This window comes from Streptomyces sp. NPDC043427 (genome assembly GCF_056436655.1).
The window spans coordinates 409,838-429,367 of record NZ_JBWKCC010000002.1 but is presented as its reverse complement, the minus strand read 5'-3'; the positions used below and the strand labels follow the sequence as shown (position 1 = coordinate 429,367).

The window sequence follows — 19,530 nt, the reverse complement described above, 5'->3', positions numbered from 1 at the left end:
GCGGTTCCCCCGTCATCCCCGGGCCCGGCGCGCCAGTTCGTGCAGCACCTTGGAGGTGGGCACGGGCGCCTGCCGGACGCCGGTCAGTTCCTGGTTGAGATAGGTGGCGCGGTCGGCGGTCGCCGACGCGAACTCGTCGGTGGCGCCCTGCGGGCGGAAGCCGTGCGCCACGGCGAGCTTCCGCAGTCCCGCGTCCGTGCTCAGAAGGTCGGCGAGTGCCCGGCCGTTCTCGGTGAGCGGTACGACGGTGTGGTCGCTGTTGACCGTGGTGTCCGGGTAGAGGACGACGAGGTCGTCGGGGCTCTGCCCCTCGCTCAGCAGCGAGGCGACCTGCGACTCGTACACCAGGACCAGCGGGTTGCCGGCGCCGCTGACGAAGTCCCGGAAGGCCGCGTCCGTGCCGGTCTGCTGGGCGCCCTGGACGCTGGTCAGCTTGCGCAGCAGGGGAGCGGTGCGCTCCACGTCGGCCTGGCTCGACACGACCCGGCCGCCGCCCGCGACGAAGGAGGCGGCGGCGAGGTAGAGGGCGCCGGAGTTGGACGCCTCCGGGTCGGTGCTGGCGATGTAGAGGGTGCCGGTCAACTCGCCGTACTTCGCGGCCCCCTTGAGCTGCTGCCAGGTCCGGTCGTCACGGGCGGCGTCGAGGTAGGCGGCCATCTTCAGGGTGCCGCGGTTCTTCGCGTCGAGCTTGGCGAGCCCGTTGCCCGCGAGCACGACGGCGGCGTTGCGATGGGCCACGACGACGAGCGGCGAGTAGAAGGGGCGCGGCAGGGTCTGTGTCACGTGGTACTTGCCGGCCAGCTCCACGGCGGGTGCCTGGCTGGACGGGAACGCGAGGTCGTACCCCTTGAGGTCGAGCCCCTCCATGGCCCACGACCCGGAGGTCTCGGCCTTCACGGTGAAGCCCTTGGCGGCCAGGGCCTTCACCACCCGTGGATCGGCGAAGAACTCCGCCTTCTCCGATCCGATCACCATCCGCACGGTCTTCGTTGCCGTGCCCGTGTCCTCGTTGTCCCGGCCCGCGACGACGGCAGCCACCACTCCGCCGACCAGCAGCACCGCGAGGACGATTCCTGCGATACGTCTCACAGGGGGAGCGTGCTCGCGGAACCCAACGTTCCCCGTGACCGGGGGTGAACGGGAGGTGTCCTACCGGTCCCGGTACAGCACGGGGACCGCAACGCCGTTCAGGGGCGCGGGGGTGTAACGATGTGCGGCTCCGCCGCGTGGGCGCGACAAGCCACGGACAACCGTCGGCCGCACACGAGCGAAGTTCCCACGGCGCACGCCCCGCATCCGACGGCACTTCACAACCCCGCGCGAGCAAGCCGGCCCGGCCGAAGCCAACGCAGTGCGTGGCACCCGGTCCGCGCGTCGCTGCGGGTGCACGCGGACCGGGGCCGAACGGGGAGTCCCCGGTGGGGACTAGCGGGCGCCGCTCAGGTGGTGCGGCTCGGCCAGCGCGGCGGAGTGCGCGTCCATGCGCTCCGCCGAGAGGATCGCCACCGCGGTGTCCGCCCGGGACGCCGCGACGACCAGCGCACGGGCCGCGAGGGTGTGCGCCCGTTGGTGCAGCGCGGCGAGGCGGGGCTCACGGCTGCCGGAGGCCACCGCCCGGACCGGCGCACGACCGCCCCGCAGCCGGGCCACCTGCTGCGCGAGCCGCTCGGCCGCGGTGTTCAGGTCGGTGTCCGGGTCGGTGTCCGGGGAGAGCGCGCGCAGCTCGTCGGTGACGGTGAGCAGCGCCGCGAGATGCCCGGCGAGCTGGATGTCCAGCTCCTCCTCGCGTGACCGGTGGGGGAAGTCCGAGGTGGTGCCGGCCATCGTGCTGTGCACCGACTTGGCACGGATCGGTTCGTACATGAGATGGCCTCCTGTGCTGGCAGGAAGCCATCCTAGCTTAGATTTCGTCTAAAGTTGAGTCTGTCACAAAACAGGACGGACGCTCCACGGAGCGTGAGTGATCGCTGTCGGGGTCAGGGCTGGCTGTATCCGTCCAGGAAGTGGCCGATCCGGCCGATCGCGTCCCTCAGATCACCGACCGACGGCAGCGTGACGACCCGGAAGTGGTCGGGTTCCGGCCAGTTGAAGCCGGTGCCCTGGACGACCATGATCTTCTCGCGGCGCAGCAGGTCCAGGACCATCCGCCGGTCGTCCTTGATCTTGAACGCCTTGGGGTCGAGCCGCGGGAAGAGGTAGAGCGCCCCCTTCGGCCGTACGCAGGTCACACCCGGGATCTGCGTCAGCATCTCGTAGGCGACGTCCAGCTGCTCCTTCAGGCGCCCGCCCGGCAGCACCAGGTCGTTGATCGTCTGCCGTCCGCTGAGCGCGGCGACCACGCCGTGCTGGCCCGGCATGTTCGCGCACAGCCGCATGTTGGCGAGGATCGTCAGACCCTCGATGTAGGAGTCGGCGTGCGCGCGCGGCCCGGAGATCGACATCCAGCCGACCCGGTAGCCCGCGACCCGGTACGCCTTCGACATGCCGTTGAAGGTCAGCGTCAGCAGGTCCGGGGCGACCGATGCGGTCGGGGTGTGCGTGGCGTCGTCGTAGAGGATCTTGTCGTAGATCTCGTCGGAGCAGACCAGGAGGTTGTGCCGGCGGGCGATGTCCGTGAGCCCCTTGAGCATGGCCTTGTCGTAGACCGCGCCCGTGGGGTTGTTCGGGTTGATGATGACGATCGCCTTGGTGCGGTCGGTGACCTTGCGCTCCACGTCCGCCAGGTCGGGCATCCAGTCGGACTGCTCGTCGCAGCGGTAGTGCACGGCGGTGCCGCCGGAGAGGGAGACGGCCGCCGTCCACAGCGGATAGTCCGGTGCCGGTACGAGGACCTCGTCACCGTCGTCCAGGAGCCCCTGCATCGCCATCACGATCAGCTCGGAGACGCCGTTGCCGATGAAGACGTGCTCGACGTCCGTCTCGATGCCGAGGGTCTGGTTGTGCATGACGACGGCGCGGCGGGCGGCGAGCAGGCCCTTCGCGTCGCCGTAGCCGTGCGCCGACGACACGTTGCGGAGGATGTCCTCCAGGATCTCCGGCGGGCATTCGAAGCCGAACGCAGCCGGGTTGCCGGTGTTCAGCTTGAGGATGCGATGCCCCGCCGCCTCAAGCCGCATCGCCTCCTCGAGCACCGGGCCCCGGATCTCGTAACAGACATTGGCGAGCTTGGTCGACTGGATCACCTGCATGTCTGGGAGCTTACGGCCCGGTAACGCCTCGTGGGTCGTGTTTTCCACCACGTGGGACGCGTCGGTTTGTACGGGTATCTCCGTCGGCTGTCCCACGGGTCCCACCCGTCCCTACAATGCGCCGCCATGTCCAGGCCACCGCAGCACGAGAACGGGGCGTACGGCGATCACGGTGCGCCCGGGGAGAGCGGTGCGCCCCGGATACGCCCGAACGTGTACCACCCGCCCGCCCCGGCGACCCCCGCGTACGAGGAGTACGTCGATCCGGCGGCCGCCCACGGCTGGCAGAACGCCTACGACGAGACGGCGGAACTCCCACGAACGGTCCCGGAGGAAACAGGCGAGCGTCCCCACTCACCGCAGCCCGCACCGCCGTCCGGGGCAACCGCCCGGCGGGAGGGCTCGGCAGCCGAGGGGCAAGGGTGGTCTGGCCCGGCGCCTGAGGGGGCTGGGTGGGCCGGTCCTGCGCCTGAGGGGGCTGGGTGGTCTGGGCCTGCGCCTGAGGGGGCTGGGTGGTCTGGGCCTGCGCCTGAGGGGGCTGGGTGGGTCGGCCCTGCGCCCGAGGGCGAAAGGTGGGCCGGCCCTGCGCCCGACGGGGCGAGGTGGGGTGGCTCGGACTCGGCGGCGTCCGGGTGGGGTGACGGCCCGGCGGTCGACGCGGCCGCCTGGGGCGACGGCGCGCTCAGCACCCGCTCCGGTCGCCGCGCACAGCGCAGGCGCGGGGCGCGGCGGCGGGCGGTGGTCGCGGCCGGTGCGGTGGGGGCCGTGTCGGTGGCTGCCCTGATCGCCGGGGTCTCGTTCCACGGGTCCTCGTCCGACGGGCGGCCGGGCACCACGGACGGCGGCACGCGTTCCGCTCCCGACGAGTCCGCCGGCTCCCCGCACAGGGCCGGGACCGGCACGACCGATCCCACCGGCACCGGCACGGCCCGCCCCGGCAGCCCGGCGGCGGACACGTCGTCCGGCGCGAGCGCCTCGCCGACGTCCTCCCCGGACCCGAGCGCGACGTCCGAGGCCTCCCCGGGCCCCTCAACCTCCACCGCTCCGCGACCGACCCCCACCCCCTCCACGTCGACGACTTCCGGCCCCGGTAACTCCGACAGCAAGGGGCGCGGCCACGGCAGTACGAAGGGCCCCCGGTAGCCGGGAGCGTGCGTGGCCGGAAACAGCTCCTTGCCGAAACCCACCCCTCTGCGATCACAATGCGCATGACAAAAAGCAAGAAGCAGCGGGCGGCCGGAAGATCTCCGGTCGCCTTGTCGTAAGAGGGGACCCCCACATGAGAAAGCCTCTCGTTGCCGCGCTGTTCGCCCTGGCGATCGCCGGGGCCGGAGCGGCACCCGCGGTCGCGGCGCCCATCACCGGCGCTCCGGCGACCGCGGAGAAGGCAACCGCACAGACGACCGACACCAAGGCCACGTCGCCCACGCTCAAGGCCGTCACCCTCGCCGGAACCGTCGCGCTGAGCAACTGCTCCGGCTCCGTCGTGCGCTTCCCGAACTCCCTGGACACCGACCCGGCGCTGGTGCTCACCAACGGCCACTGCCTGGAGACGGGCTTCCCGGAGCCCGGTGAGGTCATCGTCAACAAGGCGTCCAGCCGCAGCTTCGGCCTGCTCAACTCCTCCGGCACCCGGGTCGCGACGCTGCGCGCCAGCAAGATCGCGTACTCGACGATGACCGACACGGACGCCACGATCTACCAGCTGACCAGCACGTACGCGACCATCAAGAGCTCGTACGGCATCAGCCCGCTCACCGTGCAGGACACGCACCCCACCGCCGGCACCGCGATCACCGTGGCCTCCGGTTACTGGAAGCGGCTCTACAGCTGCAACATCGACGGGTTCGTGTACCGCATGAAGGAGGGCGACTGGACCTGGAAGGACTCCGTCCGCTACACCTCCGCCTGCCAGACCATCGGCGGCACCTCGGGCTCGCCGGTCGTCGACCAGGCCACCGGCAAGGTCGTCGCCGTCAACAACACCGGCAACGAGGACGGCGAGCGCTGCACGGAGAACAACCCCTGTGAGGTCGACGCCAGCGGCAACGTCACCGTCCGCAAGGGCATCAACTACGCCCAGGAGACGTACGGGTTCCCGGCCTGCTTCACGACCCGCAACCAGCTGAACCTCAGCGCCGGCGGCTGCACCCTGCCCAAGCCGTAGGGCGACACGGAGGGGCGTTCCGTCACACGGGACTGCGACGGACCGCCCTCCCCGCCAGTACGTCCGTCCGCCGGCCGTCCTCGATCACGAACCGGCCGTCGATGAGGACGTGCGGAATGCCGGTGGGCAGCGTGCGCGGAGCGTCGTACGTCGACCCGGCCGCCACCGTCCTCGGGTCGAACAGCACCAGATCCGCCCGGTAGCCCTCGCGGACCAGACCCCGGTCCGGCAGACGCAGCCGGGCCGCGGGGCGACCCGTGAGATGGGCGACGCACTCCTCCAGTGACAGGACCTCCAACTCCCGTACGTAGTGGCCGAGGTAGTGCGGGAACGTGCCGTACGCCCGCGGATGCGGCTTGGCGCCCTGCAGGATGCCGTCCGAGCCGCCCGTGTGGACGCGGTGGCGCATGATGGCCCGGACGTTCTCCTCGTGGCCGACGTGCTGGAGGATCGTCGGGGCGAGACGGTCCTCGATCAGCAGTCGGCGGGCGGTCGTCCAAGGGGGCTCGCCGCGCAGGTCCGCGGACTCCTGGACCGTACGGCCGACGTACGTGTCGAGTCCGGGGTCGCCGACGCCCGAGATCTCGATCGTGTCCCACTCGACGGGCACACCGTGACAGCCGTCCGCGCCGAGAACCTCCAGGTGGTGGCGGATCCGCTCGGCGATCTCCTCGTCCGCCAGGCGCCGCAGGATCTCCTGCGGACCGCCCTCGCTCGCCCAACTCGGCAGCAGGGCGGCGAGGGTCGTGCTGCCGGGCGTGTAGGGATACGTGTCGAGCGTGATGTCGGCACCGGCGGTCAGCGCGTCGTCCAACAGGGCCAGCAGCTGCGGCGCCCGGCCCTTGTTCACGCCGAAGTTCATCGTGGCGTGGGCGAGATGGAGCGGGCAGCCCGCCTCCCGGGTCAGCGCCACCATCTCCGCGTACGCCTCCAGGGCGCCCGCGCCGTAGGAGCGGTGGTGGGGGCAGTAGTAGCCGCCGTAGGACGCCACCACCCGGCACAGCTCGGTGAGTTCGGCGTCCTTGGCGTACATGCCGGGCGTGTAGGTGAGCCCGGAGGACAGGCCCACCGCGCCCTGTTCAAGACCCTCGGCGACCAACTGCCGCATCCGGTCCAGCTCTTCGGCGGTGGCAGCGCGGTCCTCCCAGCCGACGGCGAGGGCGCGGACGGTGCCCTGGGGGATCAGATAGGCGGCGTTGACCGCGATGCCCCGGCCGTCGATTCCCCGGTCCAGGCGGTCCAGGTACTCGCCCACCGACCGCCAGTCGAAGTCGATGTCGTCGCCGTACCCGTTCCAGCCGGTGATGGCCCGGCGGACCCCTTCCCGTGTGCGGTCGTCGACGGGCGCGTACGACAGCCCGTCCTGGCCGAGGACTTCGAGGGTGACGCCCTGCGCGGCCTTCGCGCTGTGGTCGGGGTCGCGCAGGAGGGCGAGGTCGCTGTGGGCGTGCATGTCGATGAAGCCGGGGGAGAGGACCAGCCCCTCGGCATCCAACTCCCGCATGGCACGGGGACGTTGGCAGCCGGCCGCCGCGGCCTCCTTGACGATGCCGACGACGCGGCCGTGGTCGACCACCACGTCGGCGCGGTACGACGGTCCGCCGGAGCCGTCGACGACGTCCGCGTCCCGGATGACGAGTTCTTCCACGCCGTACCCCCTAGAAGAACGTGCGGACGTAGTCGACGACCGTGCCGTCCGCCTCGGCCACCGGGATCAGCTGCCACTTGTCGAACGACGTGCACGGGTGGGACAGTCCGAAGCCCACCCAGTCGCCGACCTCCAGGTCCGCCTCCTCGGTCGTGCGCAGCCAGGCGTGCTGGTCGGACAGCGCGGTGACCGACAGGCCGGTGGCGGGGCGCTCGGTGCCGTCCCGGCGGACCACCTGCGCGAAGGGCAGGTCCAGGTCGTAGGCCGCGTCGCGCTTGCCCGCGTTGACGAAGGCCTGCTCGGCGGACGGACGGGACACCACCTGCGCCCACAGGCGGAACGCGGGCTCCAGCGCGCCCTCCTCGGGGACCCGGTTGAAGGGCGTCAGCCTGCGGTAGTGGCCGTCGTCGTGCGAGACGTAGGCGCCCGAGCGCAGCAACTTCAGCACGGGCAGGGAGAGTTCGGGGATCTCGGCGAAGACCTCGGCGACCGTGTCGAACCAGGCGCTGCCGCCCGCGCTGACGACGATCTCCTCGACGCCGGAGAACCGCCCCGCCTTGTCGAAGTCGGCGGCCAGCGCGACCAGCCGTCGCAGCCAGGCCCGCACCCGCTCGGGATCGGCCTGCGGCACCTCGCCCTCGTAGCCCGCCACACCCACCAGCCGCAGGGTCGCCGTGTCCGACACCGCGTCCGCGACCGCCGCGCACTCCGCCTCGGTCCGTACGCCGGTGCGGGCCCCGTCTCCGGCGGCCAGTTCGACCACCACGTCCACCGGGCGCGGTGCCCCCGCGAGGGCCGCGTCCATCAGTTCCACCCCGCGTACGGAGTCGACGTAGCAGACGAAGCGGAAGGCCGGGTCGGCGGCCAGCTCGGCGGCGACCCAGCGCAGGGCCACCGGGTCCAGCACCTCGTTGGCGAGGAACACCCGCTCGATCCCGAACGCCCGCGCCACCCGCACCTGGTGCGGCACGGCGAGCGTGATGCCCCACGCGCCGTGCTCGATCTGCCGCTGGAAGAGCTGCGGGGCCATGGAGGTCTTGCCGTGCGGGGCGAACAGGAGGCCGTGGCGCTCCGCGTACGTCTCCATGAGCCGCAGGTTGTGCTCCAGGCGCTCCGCGGACAGGGCGAGGACCGGGGTGGTGAAGCCGCCGGTGAAGAGATTGCGGCGCTGGGCGGCCAACTGGCCGACGGTCAGCCCGTCCGCGTCCGGCGGGAGGCCCTTGAAGCGGTGGTCGACGCGTTCCTCGGCAAGGCGGGCGAGCGCTTCGCTGCTCATGCAGAGCCTCCTGATCCGGTGCGTTGCATCATCTGCAACGTCCATTGCGTATGTCGCTTACCGCTGTCTAACATCTCGGCCACGTGGGGTCAACGAGGCCGCCGCGCCCCCACCGAGGAGCTTCGACGATCGTGACCCCCCACGGATCCCGCAACGCCCCCGACGTCGTCGACGTCGTCGCGCTCGGCGAGTCCATGGTCACCTTCCTGCCCTCCCGGCCGGGCAGCCTCGCCGACGTCCCCTCCTTCGAACGTGCCATCGGCGGCGCCGAGTCCAACGTCGTGTGCGTACTGGCGGCGGCCGGGCACTCGACGAGATGGGTCAGCCGGGTGGGGGCCGACGGCTTCGGCGACCACCTCGTCGAGGAGATCGGCTCGTACGGCGTCGACGTCGCGTCCGTACGGCGTGATCCCGCGCGCCCCACCGGCATCTACTTCCGTACGGCGGGGGACCGGGCCACCGACGCCCACGAGGTGGCCTACTACCGGGCCGGGTCGGCCGCCTCGGCGATGTCGGCGGACACCGTGGACCTGGCGGCGGTGCGCGCCGGGCGCGTGCTGCACCTGTCGGGGATCACCGCGGCGCTGTCCGACGACTGCCTCGCCCTCCTGTGGGAGCTGACCGAGCCCCGCCCCGGGCGGCCGCTCGTCTCCTTCGACGTCAACCACCGGCCCGGGCTGTGGCCCGACGCCGACGGCCCGCGCGTCCTGCTCGACCTCGCCCGACGTGCCGACATCGTCTTCGTCGGCGCGGACGAGGCACGCGAGGCGTGGGGACTGCACGGCACCGCTGCCGTCCGGGAAGCGCTGCCCGAGCCGGAGCTCGTGGTCGTCAAGCTGGGCGCGGGTGGTGCGGTCGCGTTCGACCACGGCACCGAAGGGGCGGAGGACGCCGACGGCACCGCCACCCTCGTCCGTGCCCCCCGCGTCGACGTCGTCGCCGCCGTCGGTGCCGGGGACGCCTTCGCCGCCGGGTTCCTCTCCGCCACCCTGCGCGGACTGCCCGTCCGGGACCGGCTGCGCCACGGCCACCTCACGGCCGCCGCCGCCCTCACCGCCCCCGGCGACCTCGCCACGCCCCCCGCCCGCGACCACGCCGACCGTCTGGCCGCCCTCGACGACACCGCGTGGGGGACACTTCGACTCGGCCCCGGCTGGACGCAAGCCGAAGTGGCCCCGGAGGAGGTACGCACCCCATGAGCCAGACCGTCGACCGCGCCCTGAGCATCCTGCCGCTGCTCGCCGAGGGGCCCGCCGACCTCGGGCAGGTCGCCGACCGCCTCGGCGTCCACAAGTCAACGGCCCTGCGCCTCCTGCGCACCCTCCACGAGCACGGCCTCGTCTACCGCCAGTCCGACCAGCGCTACCGCCTCGGCGCCCGCCTCATCGCCCTCGCCCAGGAGGCGATGGAGAACCTCGACATCCGCGAGATCGCCCACCCTCATCTCGTACGGCTGAACGAACAGACCGGGCACACCGTCCACCTCGCCGTGTACGAGGAGAACGAGGTCCTCTACATCGACAAGGTGGAGAGCCGCTACCCCGTACGCATGTACTCGCGCATCGGCAAGCCCGTCGCCATCACCGTCGCCGCCGTGGCGAAGCTGCTGCTCGCCGATCTCCCCGAGCACGAGCGCCGCGCCCTCGCGGAGAAGCTGGACTACCCCCTCTACACGGCCCGTTCGACGCCCAACGCGCCCGCGTTCCTGCGGGAGCTGGAGAAGGCGCGCGAACAGGGTTGGGCCACCGACCTCGGCGGTCACGAGGAATCCATCAACTGCGTCGCGGCCCCCGTCCGCGGCGCCGACGGCCGAGTGGTCGCCGCGATGTCGGTCTCCGCTCCGAACGTCGTCGTCACCGCCGACGAACTCCTCACCCTGCTCCCGCTGGTCCGCCGTACCGCGGATGCCATCAGCGGGGAGTACTCCGGCAGGACACCAGCAAAGGACACCGTGTGAAGGACACCGAATGACGGACAAGACCGCACTGACCCCGAAGACCCACACCACTCCGCCGGCGAAGTTCTCGCACGGCGTGAAGAAGGGCAACATCCTCCAGGTCGCCGGCCAGGTCGGCTTCCTGCCCGCCGAGGAGGGCAAGCCCCCCACACCCGCCGGGCCCACGCTGCGCGAGCAGACCCTCCAGACCCTCGCCAACGTCAAGGCGATCCTCGAAGAGGGCGGCGCGAGCTGGGACGACGCGATGATGATCCGCGTCTACCTCACGGACGTGGACCACTTCGCCGAGATGAACGAGATCTACAACGCGTACTTCGAGGAGCAGGGCCTCACCCAGCCCCCCGCCGCCCGCACGACGGTCTACGTCGGCCTCCCCGCGGGCCTCCTCATCGAGATCGACGCGCTGGCCGTCCTCGGCTGACGAGCCGACGGCCCTTCCGCTCCCGCATGCCGTGGTCGGCACGGCGCCCTGCTGTTCCGGGGCGCCGAGCCGCGGTCCCCCCTGCCCGAAAGTATGCACTTACGTAGAGGACCCCCTATGTCCTTTCCGCTCGCCGCCCCCGCCCCCGCCGAGGCCCCGCCCCACACCGGAGGCCTGCTCCTCCTCGTCGACGGCACCGCCGGACTGCTCACCGTCGCCGCGATCGGCATCGCGCTCCTGCTCTTCCTGATCATCAAGGTGCGGCTCCAGCCCTTCGTCGCGCTGCTCGCCGTGTCCATAGCCGTCGGCCTGCTCGCCGGTCTGTCCGTCACCGAACTCTTCGGCACCGTGCAGCGGTCTGACGCCGTGTCGACCATCGAGTCCGGCATGGGCGGCATCCTCGGCCATGTCGCGATCATCATCGGCCTGGGCACCATGCTGGGCGCCGTCCTCGAAGTCAGCGGAGGCGCCGAGGTGTTGGCGTCCCGGCTGCTCGGGATGTTCGGCGAGAAACGGGCCCCGCTGGCGATGGGCCTCACCGGCCTGATCTTCGGCATCCCGGTCTTCTTCGACGTCGGCATCTTCGTCCTGGCCCCGATCGTCTACGCGGCCGCCAAAAGCTCCGGCAAGTCGATCCTGCTGTACTGCCTGCCCCTGCTCGCGGGCCTGTCCATGACCCACGCGTTCCTGCCCCCGCACCCCGGCCCCGTCGCGGCCGCCGGCCTCCTGCACGTGGACCTCGGCTGGGTCATCCTCATGGGCGTCGTCTGCGGCATTCCCGCGGTGCTGGCCGCCTGGGCGTACTCCGCGTGGATCGGCCGGCGCATCTTCGTCCCCGTACCGCAGGACATGGTCGAGGCGGCCGCGGAGGCGAAGCTCGCGGTCATCAACGAGCAGCGGGAGCAGGGTGTCGAGCCCCGCGAGGATCCGGTGCCGCTCGGGACGGTCCTCGGCATCATCGGTACGCCCCTGCTGCTGATCCTCGCCGCCACGTTCTCCTCGATCGCCCTGGACCCCTCCACCGGCCGCTCGGTGATCGAGTTCTTCGGTCACCCCTTCGTCGCCCTGACGATCGCGCTGCTCCTCGCGTACTACCTGCTCGGCATCCGCCGCGGCTGGTCCCGCAAGTCACTGGAGACCGTCTCGACGGCCTCCCTCAAGCCGATCGGCAACATCCTGCTGGTCGTGGGCGCGGGCGGGGTCTTCGGCGCGATCCTCAAGGCCAGCGGTGTCGCCCAGGCACTCTCCGACACCTTCAACGACGTCGGCCTGCCCGTGATCGCCCTGTCCTACCTGATCTCGGTGGTCCTGCGCGTGGCCCAGGGCTCGGCGACGGTCGCCATCGTGACGACCGCGGGCATCGTCGCCCCCTTGCTGACGGAGGGCCACCACTCCCAGGCCTTCGTCGCCCTCGTCATTATGGCGATCTCCGCCGGCTCCATCTTCGCCTCCCACGTCAACGACGGAGGCTTCTGGATGGTGGCCAAGTACTTCGGCATCACCGAGCGGGACACGCTGAAGACGTGGACCGTGCTGGAGTCGGTCCTGTCGGTCGCGGGGTTCCTGGTGGCCGCTGTGCTGAGCCTGTTCGTGTAGGCGTCTGATAACGATGCAGGGGGCTGGCTGTGTCCCGCACAGGATCTTCGACCATACTTCCCGCTGTGGAGCAGCGCATAGGTTCGAGCAGCCAGCCCCTGGAGGGCGCCGGATTCGACCCGGCTTTCATCCCCGGGCTCACGTCGCCGGCGACCGCGAAGCCGGAGGACGCCGTCGAGCACGACGACGCCGTGGAGCCGGAGGAGGTGTCCCCCGCCGAGGAAGCGGCGGACGAACCCTCCGAGGAGGTGGAGGCTCCCGAAGGTCCGGTCTTCGAGGCCTCCGACCGTCGGGCGAAGATCGTCGCCGACCACAAGGGCGTCCACCTCACCCTCGACGACCAGCAGTGCGAGTTCCGCTGGGACGAGGTCGGCGCCGTCGAGACCGAAACCGCCCGCTTCGGCAAGCGGTTCACCATCACCGTCCACACCCCTGACCGCCGCTGGTACCCGATCGAGATCGAGGCGACGGCCAGGAGCAGGTTCAAGGAGTGGGAGGAACAGCTGGACGCGGTTCTGGACGCGTACTTCGAAGAAGACGCCGACTGAACAGGCGCGCGACGAACCGCGCGCCTAACTGCAGTACTGAGCGGCCTTCCCGATGGACCTGTACATGCAGTCCGAGTTCTCCAGCAGCTGCAACACCGCATCCCGGTTCCGGGCAGTCTCCCGCTCGATCACCTCGTCGGGCGGGTAGAACCCGCCCTCGAAGCTGGACGACGGATACATCTCGAAGGTGTACGAGAAGATCTTCTGCGTGCCCCAGAGGTAGTCGTCGATCGACCCGTCCGTGATGTACAGGTCGCTGGACTGCTCCGGCGTGTACCCGTTGCTCGCCGCCATCTTCTGCCCGACGGCCTTGAACGCGGCAGCGTCGTCCGCCGTCATCCCGGTCGCCGTGTCGGAGTACGTGTACCCGAACGGCCACAACACCAGCTCGCTGTACGTGTGGAAGTCGATCCCCGCGGTGATCTGCTGCTTCCCGCCGACCACCCGGCTGCGTACGAAGTCGGCGACGACCTTCACCTCGGGCGCGGACTCGGCCAAGGCGCCCCGGTAGGTCTCGGAGGACGTGGATCCGGAAGAGCCGCCGCAGCAGCCCCACTTGTAGTTCCAGTTGCGGTTGAGGTCCGTACCGACGTACGAAGAACCGGAGTTGGGTTGCCGGTTCTTGCGCCAAGAGCGGTAGGAGCCGGAGGCGATGTCGTACTCGCCGCCGTCCGGGTTGAGGTCGGGCACGATCCAGATCTCGCGGCCGTTCACCATGTTGGTGATCCGGGAGTCGGAGCCGTAACCCGCGCCGAGTTCGCGGATGAGGTACAGCGCCATCTCGACCGTCAGGTGCTCACGGGCGTGCTGGTGGTGGGTGAACAGCACCTCCGGCTCGGCCTCGTCCGTCGCCACGTTGTCGCTGATCTTGACGGCGACGATGTCCCGGCCCTGGTAGGACTTGCCGATCACGCGCTTGCTCATGATGTTCGGGTAGGCGGCGAGCCGCTGGTTGATCTCCGCGTTCATCTCGGCGTAGTTGTGGTACTTGGAGTCCGCCGAGGGGAAGTCGAAGAGCCGCATCTCGTCCCCGGCGACCCGGTCCGGCGCGGCCACCAACGGGGCGACCTCGTAGCCCTGTTGACGCAGCTTGCGGATCTGGTCGGCGCGGCCGGAGACGACCACGGTCTCCTCGTCGGCCTCGTCGACGGACACGCCGGTGGCGGCGATGGCGGTGCGGGTGACCGGGGTGTTCTGGTGGACGTGGATCTCGTACTGCCGGATGTCGTCGGCGGACGCGGTCGGCTTCTTGGCGCCGTCGGCGGAGGCGTCGGTGGAGGTCGCCGTGATGGGGGCGGCGAGGGCCAGGGCCAGCAGGGTGGCGAGCGCGGCGGTGCGTCTGCCGCTTCGGGTGCCCGAGCCGCGGATGCGAAGTCGCATGAAATCTCCTCGTTTCTCCAGGGAGTCCGGGGTCTGCCGGACGGGGGGAGCGGAGCGTGGAGCGTGGGGTGGTTCAGCGACGTGCTGGTGCGGGTGTGCCGCTCATCGTCGACTTATGGCATGAGCAGGTCAAGAGTGCGCCAAGGGCCGGTGGCGCGAACCACGCCGAATCCGGCCGCGGGGCGATGAGTTGAGGCACCGCGCGGGTTGTTGCGGCACGCGGACTGTTGTTGAGGCACACGGACTGTTGCGGAAACGGTCGCGCAGTCTACGCGTGGCCGCAGCTCGTGGCACGGTCCCCGGCAAAGTGCACCCGCGGGTGTGACGGTGGGGTGCATATATGTAGGGCCGCGGGAAGAGTGGCAGTCCGCGCAGAGACCCACACTCCCAGAGGACTGGCTGATCATGGGCGGATCAGCGCCACGACGGGACTGCCACCTGCCGGTGGAGACGACCAGTTTCGTCGACCGGCGCAGCGAACTGGCCGCAGGCCGCGAGCTGTTGAGCAGGGCCCGACTGGTCACGCTCACCGGGCCCGGCGGCGTCGGCAAGACCCGTCTCGCGCTGCGCATGGCGGCCCGCCTGGAGCGGGCCTTCCCGGACGGCGTGCGCTTCGTACCGCTCGCCGGGCTGCACGACCCGGCGCTCGTCCCGCTCGCCGCCGCCGACGCGCTCGGCCTGCGCGACCACTCCGAGCAGCCTCCACTGAACGCGCTGGTGGAGCAGGTGCGGGACCGCCGGCTGCTGCTGGTCGTCGACAACTGTGAACATCTGCTGCCGGCCTGCGCCCAGCTCGCCGCGGCCCTGCTGCACGGCACCCCGGGCGTCCGCATCCTCGCCACCAGCCGGCACCGCCTCGGGCTCACCGAGGAACACCTCATGGAGGTACGGCCCCTGCAGGTCCCCGACCCGGACGGCGACCTCGCCGCCGCCGACGGCTACCCCGCGCTCGCCCTCTTCGCCGACCGCGCCGCCGCCGTCGACCCCGGCTTCCGCCTGACCTCCGCCAACCGGGCGGCCGTCGCCCGACTCTGCAGCCGCCTCGACGGTCTGCCGCTCGCCATCGAACTCGCCGCGGTCCGCATGCGCGTCCTCGACGTCGACCAGCTCCTCGAACGCCTCGACGACCGCTACCGCCTCCTCACCACCGGCAGCCCCGCCGCCCTCCCCCGTCACCAGACCCTCCGCGCGGCCGTCACCTGGAGCCACGAACTCTGCACCCCCGAGGAGCAGTTGGTCTGGGCCCGCCTGTCCGTCCTCGCAGGCACGTTCGACCTGGAGACGGCGGAGGCGGTGGCGGTGAGGCCGGAGGCGGTGACTGCGGAGGCGGTGAGAGCGGACCCGGACGAGGCCGCCCGGGACCGCAGGGGCGGGAGCTCGGGGGACGCCCGCGGCGCGGGGCAGCCCGGTCACCGAGGCGAGGGCGGATGCGGCGAGGGCAGCCACGCGGAGCGGGGGTGCGGTGAGGAAGGGTTCGGGGAGCGGGAGGGGTTCGGAGGGGAGCGGAGGTACGGCGAGGACGGTCACGGGAAGCGTGCGTGCGGCGGACCTGCCGCCGATGTCGGCGCGGGGCACGCCATGGAGGCCCCGCAGGGAACCCCCGCTGCCGGTGCCCTCATCCGTGCGCACGACGTGCTCGAAGCCGTCGCCGGGCTCGTCGACAAGTCCGTGTTGTGCCGGGAGGCGGGGCCGGACGGTGTGCGGTACCGGCTGTTGGACACCTTGCGGCACTACGGGCTGGAGCGGTTGCGGGAGCGCCCGGGGGAGGAGCAGGCCGCGCGGCGGCGACTGCGGGACTGGATGCAGGAGCGGGCCGCCGCCTGCGAACGCGCCTGGTTCGGCCCCGGCCAGCCGGCGATCGTCGCCCGGCTGCGGGCCGACCGCGACAACCTGCGTGCCGCCCTCGACTTCAGCCTCACCGCCCCGGGCGAGGCCCTCGCCGGACTGCGCCTGGCGGGCACCCTCTGGTTCCACTGGCACGCCTGCGGCGTCCCGCGCGAGGGCCGCTACTGGCTCGACCGCGCCCTCGACGCCAGCCCCGCCCCCACCCGCGAACGCGCCCGCGCCCTCTGGGTCTCCGGACTCCTCGCCGGTTGCCCGAAAGACCTCACCCGCGGCCTGCGCCGCGCCGAGCAGGCCCGCGACCTGGCCCGACGGCTCGGTGACGCCGCCGAGGCCGCCCACGCCGAGTACGTCGTCGGCGTCATCCGCCTGTTCAGCGACGACCTGCCGGCCGCCCTGGAGCACTTCCGCGCCAGCGTCGCCCGCGGCCGCGCCCCCGGCCAGCACCTCAGCATCGTCGGCCTCGACCACGTCGAACTCGCCTGCGCCCTCGCCTTCCTCGGCGAGGCCGACGAGGCGATCGAGGTCTGCGAGGAGACGCGCCGCCTGTGTACGGAGCACGGCGAGGAATGGGTGCTGTCGTACGTGCTGTGGATCCTCGCCCTCGCCCACACCGTGAAGGGCGACTGGTGGGAGGCCGAGCAGCACGCCCTGGAGGCGCTGCGCCTCAAACTCGCCGTGCACGACGTCCTCGGCATCGGCCTCACCCTCGATCTGCTCGCCACGATCGCGGCCCAGCGCGGCGACCACGACCGCGCCGCCGTCCTGCTCGGCGGAGCCGACCGGGCCTGGGCCGACGTCGACCGCAACCGTTTCGGCTCGGCCGCCCTCAACTCCACCCGCACGAGCAGCGAGGCACGCGTGCGCGAGGCGGTGGGCGGCGCGGCCTTCCACCGCGCCCACGAACGCGGCGCGGCCCTCGGCCTCCGCGACATCGTCGGCTACGCCCTGAGTGAGCACGGGAAGGGCCACGGGCACGAGCAGGACCAAGAACACGAGCACCGGCCGGGCCACGAGTACGTCCGGGCACAGCCCCCCTCTCAGCCGACCCGGGCCACTCACGCCCTGCCCGACCCCACCACCGGCGCCCCGACCCCCCGCCCGGCCGACGGCGTCCGCCTCACCCCGCGCGAGACAGAGGTCGCCGAACTCGTCGCCCAGGGCCTCGCCAACCAGCAGATCGCCGACCGCCTGGTCATCGCCCGCCGCACCGCCGAAGGCCACGTGGAACGCATCCTCAGCAAGCTCGGCTTCAGCAACCGCAGCCAGATCGCCGCCTGGGTGACCGCCCAGCGCTGACCCCCCGCCCCGCCCTGCACCCCCGCTCCCCAGGGACTGTGGTTCGCCCGGCAGGTGCGCGTACGTCGACGTCCGCGACGACGGCGCGGGAGCGACCGTACGGCTGCAGTACGCCCAGCCCGTAGCCGGACGCCCTACGTGCAGCCGTGGCCCCCGGACGGGCTACGGCGCAGGTATGGAATCGGGTAGTCCTCCCCGTGTGCCGTACGCCCCCGCCGGACACCCTGGAAGCATGCTGCGACTCTCCGGGGGGCGCCTCCCGGACCCCGACACCCAGTACGGCGCGTACCCCCAGCCGCCCATGGGGGCAGGGCACCTGAGCGTCGAGTACGACCCCCGTCCCGCCGCCGTCCGCGAGGCCCGCGCCGAGGTCCGCAAACAGTTGGAGGGATGGGGCCTCGCGGAACACGAGGACCTGGTGGACACGGCGGAACTCCTCGTGAGCGAGCTCGCCACCAACGCCCTGCTGCACTCCGCGAGCCGCTTCCGGCTCACGCTGTCCGCCGCGCACGGCGTCCTGCGCTGCGAGGTGGCAGACACCGGCCGCCGCACCCCGCAGGTGCTCCAGGCGGGCGGCGCGGAGAGCGGCCGGGGGATGTTCCTGGTGGACGCGCTCGCCCGGCGCTGGGGCTGCCACCAGGACGGGCCGGGCAAGACCGTCTGGTTCGAGCTCGGCACATGCGGAGGCGACGGCTGCGGTCGGCGACAGCCGTAACGCTCCGCTGGGTGGGCCCCGACGGTACGCCCAGCCGCCGGGGCCTGTACTCGGTCCCCGGACCGTGGGGGCTGATCGCGCAGTTCCCCGCGCTCCTGGGGCGCTCCACACAGAGCCCTCTTGCCAGTTCAGGTACTTTGCGGTTTCTTGACCACCATGGCGGACACCACGGGAAACCCCACGGACACCGAGGCACCATCCGGCATCGACTCTCCCCCACGTAAAGCGAGTTGGCGGCACATCGGCCCCGGGATCGTCGTCGCGGCGACCGGCGTCGGCGCCGGTGACCTCGTCGCCACCCTCATCGCGGGCAGCAACTTCGGCTACACCCTCCTGTGGGCGGCGGTCGTCGGCTGCCTGGTCAAGATCTCCCTCGCCGAGGCGGCCGGCCGCTGGCACCTGTCCACCGGCCGCACCCTCTTCGACGGCTGGGCGAGCCTGGGCCGCTGGACGACGTACTTCTTCGCCGTCTACGTCGTGGTCTGGGGCTTCGTCTACGGCGCGGCGGCGATGTCGTCCAGCGCGCTGCCGCTCCAGGCCCTGTTTCCCGACGTGATGGACCTCAAGTGGTGGGCCGTCGCCTGCGGCGTGGTGGGTCTGGTCTTCGTCTGGTTCAACAAGTACGCCGTCTTCGAGAAGGTCATGACGGTCCTGGTCGGCGTCATGTTCGTGGTGACGGTGTACCTGGCGATCCGGGTCACCCCCCACCTCCCCGACGCCTTCGCCGGCCTGCTCCCCGTCCTGCCCGACGAGAAGGACTCCGTCCTCAACACGCTGGGCCTGATCGGCGGCGTCGGCGGCACCATCACGCTCGCCGCGTACGGCTACTGGGTCAACGCCAAGGGCTGGACGAACACCGGCTGGATGAAGGTGATGCGCCTCGACAACCGCGTCGCCTACATCACCACCGGCATCTTCGTCATCGCGATGCTCTTCGTCGGCGCCGAGCTGCTGCACTCGGCGAACGTCGCCATCGCGAGCGGCGACAAGGGCCTGATCCAACTCAGCGACATCCTGGAGGCGGAGTACGGCACGGCCACCGCCAAGTTCTTCCTGATCGGCTTCTTCGCCACCTCCTACACCTCCCTGATCGGCGTCTGGCACGGCGTGAGCCTGATGTTCGCGGACTTCGTGGCGCGCTACCAGAAGCGCACCGGGACCACGAGCGAGGCGGGGGGCGAGGAGGTCGCGTCGGGCGAGCGCGAGCGGTCGTGGCCGTTCCGCGCGTACCTGCTGTGGCTGACCTTCCCGCCCATCGTCCTCCTCTTCCAGGGCCAGCCCTTCCGCCTGATCATCCTCTACGGCGTCCTGGGCGCCGCCTTCCTCCCCTTCCTCGCCGGCACCCTGATCTGGCTCCTCAACTCTTCCCGCACGCCCACCCAGTGGCGCAACGGCCTGCTGAGCAACATGATGCTGGCACTGGCCGGGCTGCTGTTCCTGGTGCTGTGCGTGAAGCAGATCTGGGACCAGCCGTGGTCGGAGTTCTTCTGATG

Annotated in this window: 16 protein-coding genes; 10 read left to right on the top strand and 6 right to left on the bottom strand. The window is 71.4% G+C overall.

Annotation, left to right across the window (positions count from 1 at the left end):
* Positions 1-12: 12 nt before the first annotated feature.
* The 3 genes from AC067M_RS05845 to AC067M_RS05835 all read right to left on the bottom strand — a co-directional run bounded on the left by AC067M_RS05845 (position 13) and on the right by AC067M_RS05835 (position 3,188).
* Positions 13-1,089 (bottom strand): hypothetical protein, encoded by a 1,077-nt coding sequence (locus AC067M_RS05845; RefSeq protein WP_478695716.1) that lies wholly within the window; start codon positions 1,087-1,089, stop codon positions 13-15.
* Positions 1,090-1,425: 336 nt separating this feature from the next.
* Positions 1,426-1,863, bottom strand: coding sequence for an SCO4983 family protein (locus AC067M_RS05840; RefSeq protein ID WP_478695715.1), 438 nt, complete (start codon positions 1,861-1,863; stop codon positions 1,426-1,428).
* Positions 1,864-1,976: 113 nt separating this feature from the next.
* Complete coding sequence (locus AC067M_RS05835; RefSeq protein WP_478695714.1) at positions 1,977-3,188, bottom strand: pyridoxal phosphate-dependent aminotransferase; 1,212 nt, start codon at positions 3,186-3,188, stop codon at positions 1,977-1,979.
* A 765-nt stretch (positions 3,189-3,953) separates the two neighbouring features.
* On the opposite strand from AC067M_RS05835, the gene AC067M_RS05830 reads away from it, so the two are divergent.
* Both AC067M_RS05830 and AC067M_RS05825 read left to right on the top strand, forming a co-directional pair.
* Positions 3,954-4,331: a hypothetical protein gene (locus AC067M_RS05830; protein WP_478695713.1), complete on the top strand. Its 378-nt coding sequence runs from the start codon at positions 3,954-3,956 to the stop codon at positions 4,329-4,331.
* 136 nt (positions 4,332-4,467) lie between these two features.
* Positions 4,468-5,355, top strand: coding sequence for a S1 family peptidase (locus AC067M_RS05825; RefSeq protein WP_478695712.1), 888 nt, complete (start codon positions 4,468-4,470; stop codon positions 5,353-5,355).
* Between the two features lie 22 nt (positions 5,356-5,377).
* Here the strand turns inward: AC067M_RS05825 and AC067M_RS05820 are convergent, their stop codons facing one another.
* Together AC067M_RS05820 and AC067M_RS05815 are read right to left on the bottom strand one after the other, a co-directional pair.
* Entirely contained in the window at positions 5,378-7,003 is a 1,626-nt protein-coding gene (locus tag AC067M_RS05820) for an N-acyl-D-amino-acid deacylase family protein (RefSeq protein WP_478695711.1), read from the bottom strand.
* 10 nt (positions 7,004-7,013) lie between these two features.
* Positions 7,014-8,279: an amino acid deaminase gene (locus tag AC067M_RS05815; RefSeq protein WP_478695710.1), complete on the bottom strand. Its 1,266-nt coding sequence runs from the start codon at positions 8,277-8,279 to the stop codon at positions 7,014-7,016.
* A gap of 131 nt (positions 8,280-8,410) precedes the next feature.
* Between AC067M_RS05815 and AC067M_RS05810 the strand changes: the two genes are divergently transcribed.
* From AC067M_RS05810 to AC067M_RS05790, 5 genes are all read left to right on the top strand, one after another.
* A complete protein-coding gene (locus AC067M_RS05810) occupies positions 8,411-9,478 on the top strand; it encodes a sugar kinase (RefSeq protein ID WP_478695709.1) in 1,068 nt (355 codons plus the stop codon).
* Entirely contained in the window at positions 9,475-10,236 is a 762-nt protein-coding gene (locus AC067M_RS05805) for an IclR family transcriptional regulator (RefSeq protein WP_478695708.1), read from the top strand. The genes AC067M_RS05810 and AC067M_RS05805 overlap by 4 nt, the downstream gene beginning before the upstream one ends.
* Positions 10,237-10,246: 10 nt before the next feature.
* The gene (locus AC067M_RS05800; RefSeq protein ID WP_478695707.1) at positions 10,247-10,657 is read left to right on the top strand and encodes a RidA family protein; all 411 of its coding nucleotides are present in this window, start codon (positions 10,247-10,249) and stop codon (positions 10,655-10,657) included.
* Positions 10,658-10,774: 117 nt separating this feature from the next.
* On the top strand, positions 10,775-12,253 hold the full coding sequence (locus AC067M_RS05795; RefSeq protein ID WP_478695706.1) for a GntP family permease: 1,479 nt from the start codon (positions 10,775-10,777) through the stop codon (positions 12,251-12,253).
* A gap of 65 nt (positions 12,254-12,318) precedes the next feature.
* Complete coding sequence (locus tag AC067M_RS05790; RefSeq protein WP_478695705.1) at positions 12,319-12,801, top strand: hypothetical protein; 483 nt, start codon at positions 12,319-12,321, stop codon at positions 12,799-12,801.
* A gap of 24 nt (positions 12,802-12,825) precedes the next feature.
* Here AC067M_RS05790 and AC067M_RS05785 read toward each other — a convergent pair whose 3' ends face one another.
* Positions 12,826-14,181, bottom strand: coding sequence for a M14 family metallopeptidase (locus tag AC067M_RS05785; protein WP_478695704.1), 1,356 nt, complete (start codon positions 14,179-14,181; stop codon positions 12,826-12,828).
* Between the two features lie 405 nt (positions 14,182-14,586).
* On the opposite strand from AC067M_RS05785, the gene AC067M_RS05780 reads away from it, so the two are divergent.
* From AC067M_RS05780 to AC067M_RS05770, 3 genes are all read left to right on the top strand, one after another.
* Positions 14,587-17,322 (top strand): ATP-binding protein, encoded by a 2,736-nt coding sequence (locus AC067M_RS05780; RefSeq protein WP_478695703.1) that lies wholly within the window; start codon positions 14,587-14,589, stop codon positions 17,320-17,322.
* Positions 17,323-17,554: 232 nt separating this feature from the next.
* Positions 17,555-18,037 (top strand): ATP-binding protein, encoded by a 483-nt coding sequence (locus tag AC067M_RS05775; protein WP_478695702.1) that lies wholly within the window; start codon positions 17,555-17,557, stop codon positions 18,035-18,037.
* Between the two features lie 156 nt (positions 18,038-18,193).
* Positions 18,194-19,528, top strand: a complete 1,335-nt coding sequence (locus AC067M_RS05770; RefSeq protein ID WP_478695701.1) for an Nramp family divalent metal transporter — start codon at positions 18,194-18,196, stop codon at positions 19,526-19,528.
* The last annotated feature ends 2 nt before the right edge of the window (positions 19,529-19,530 follow it).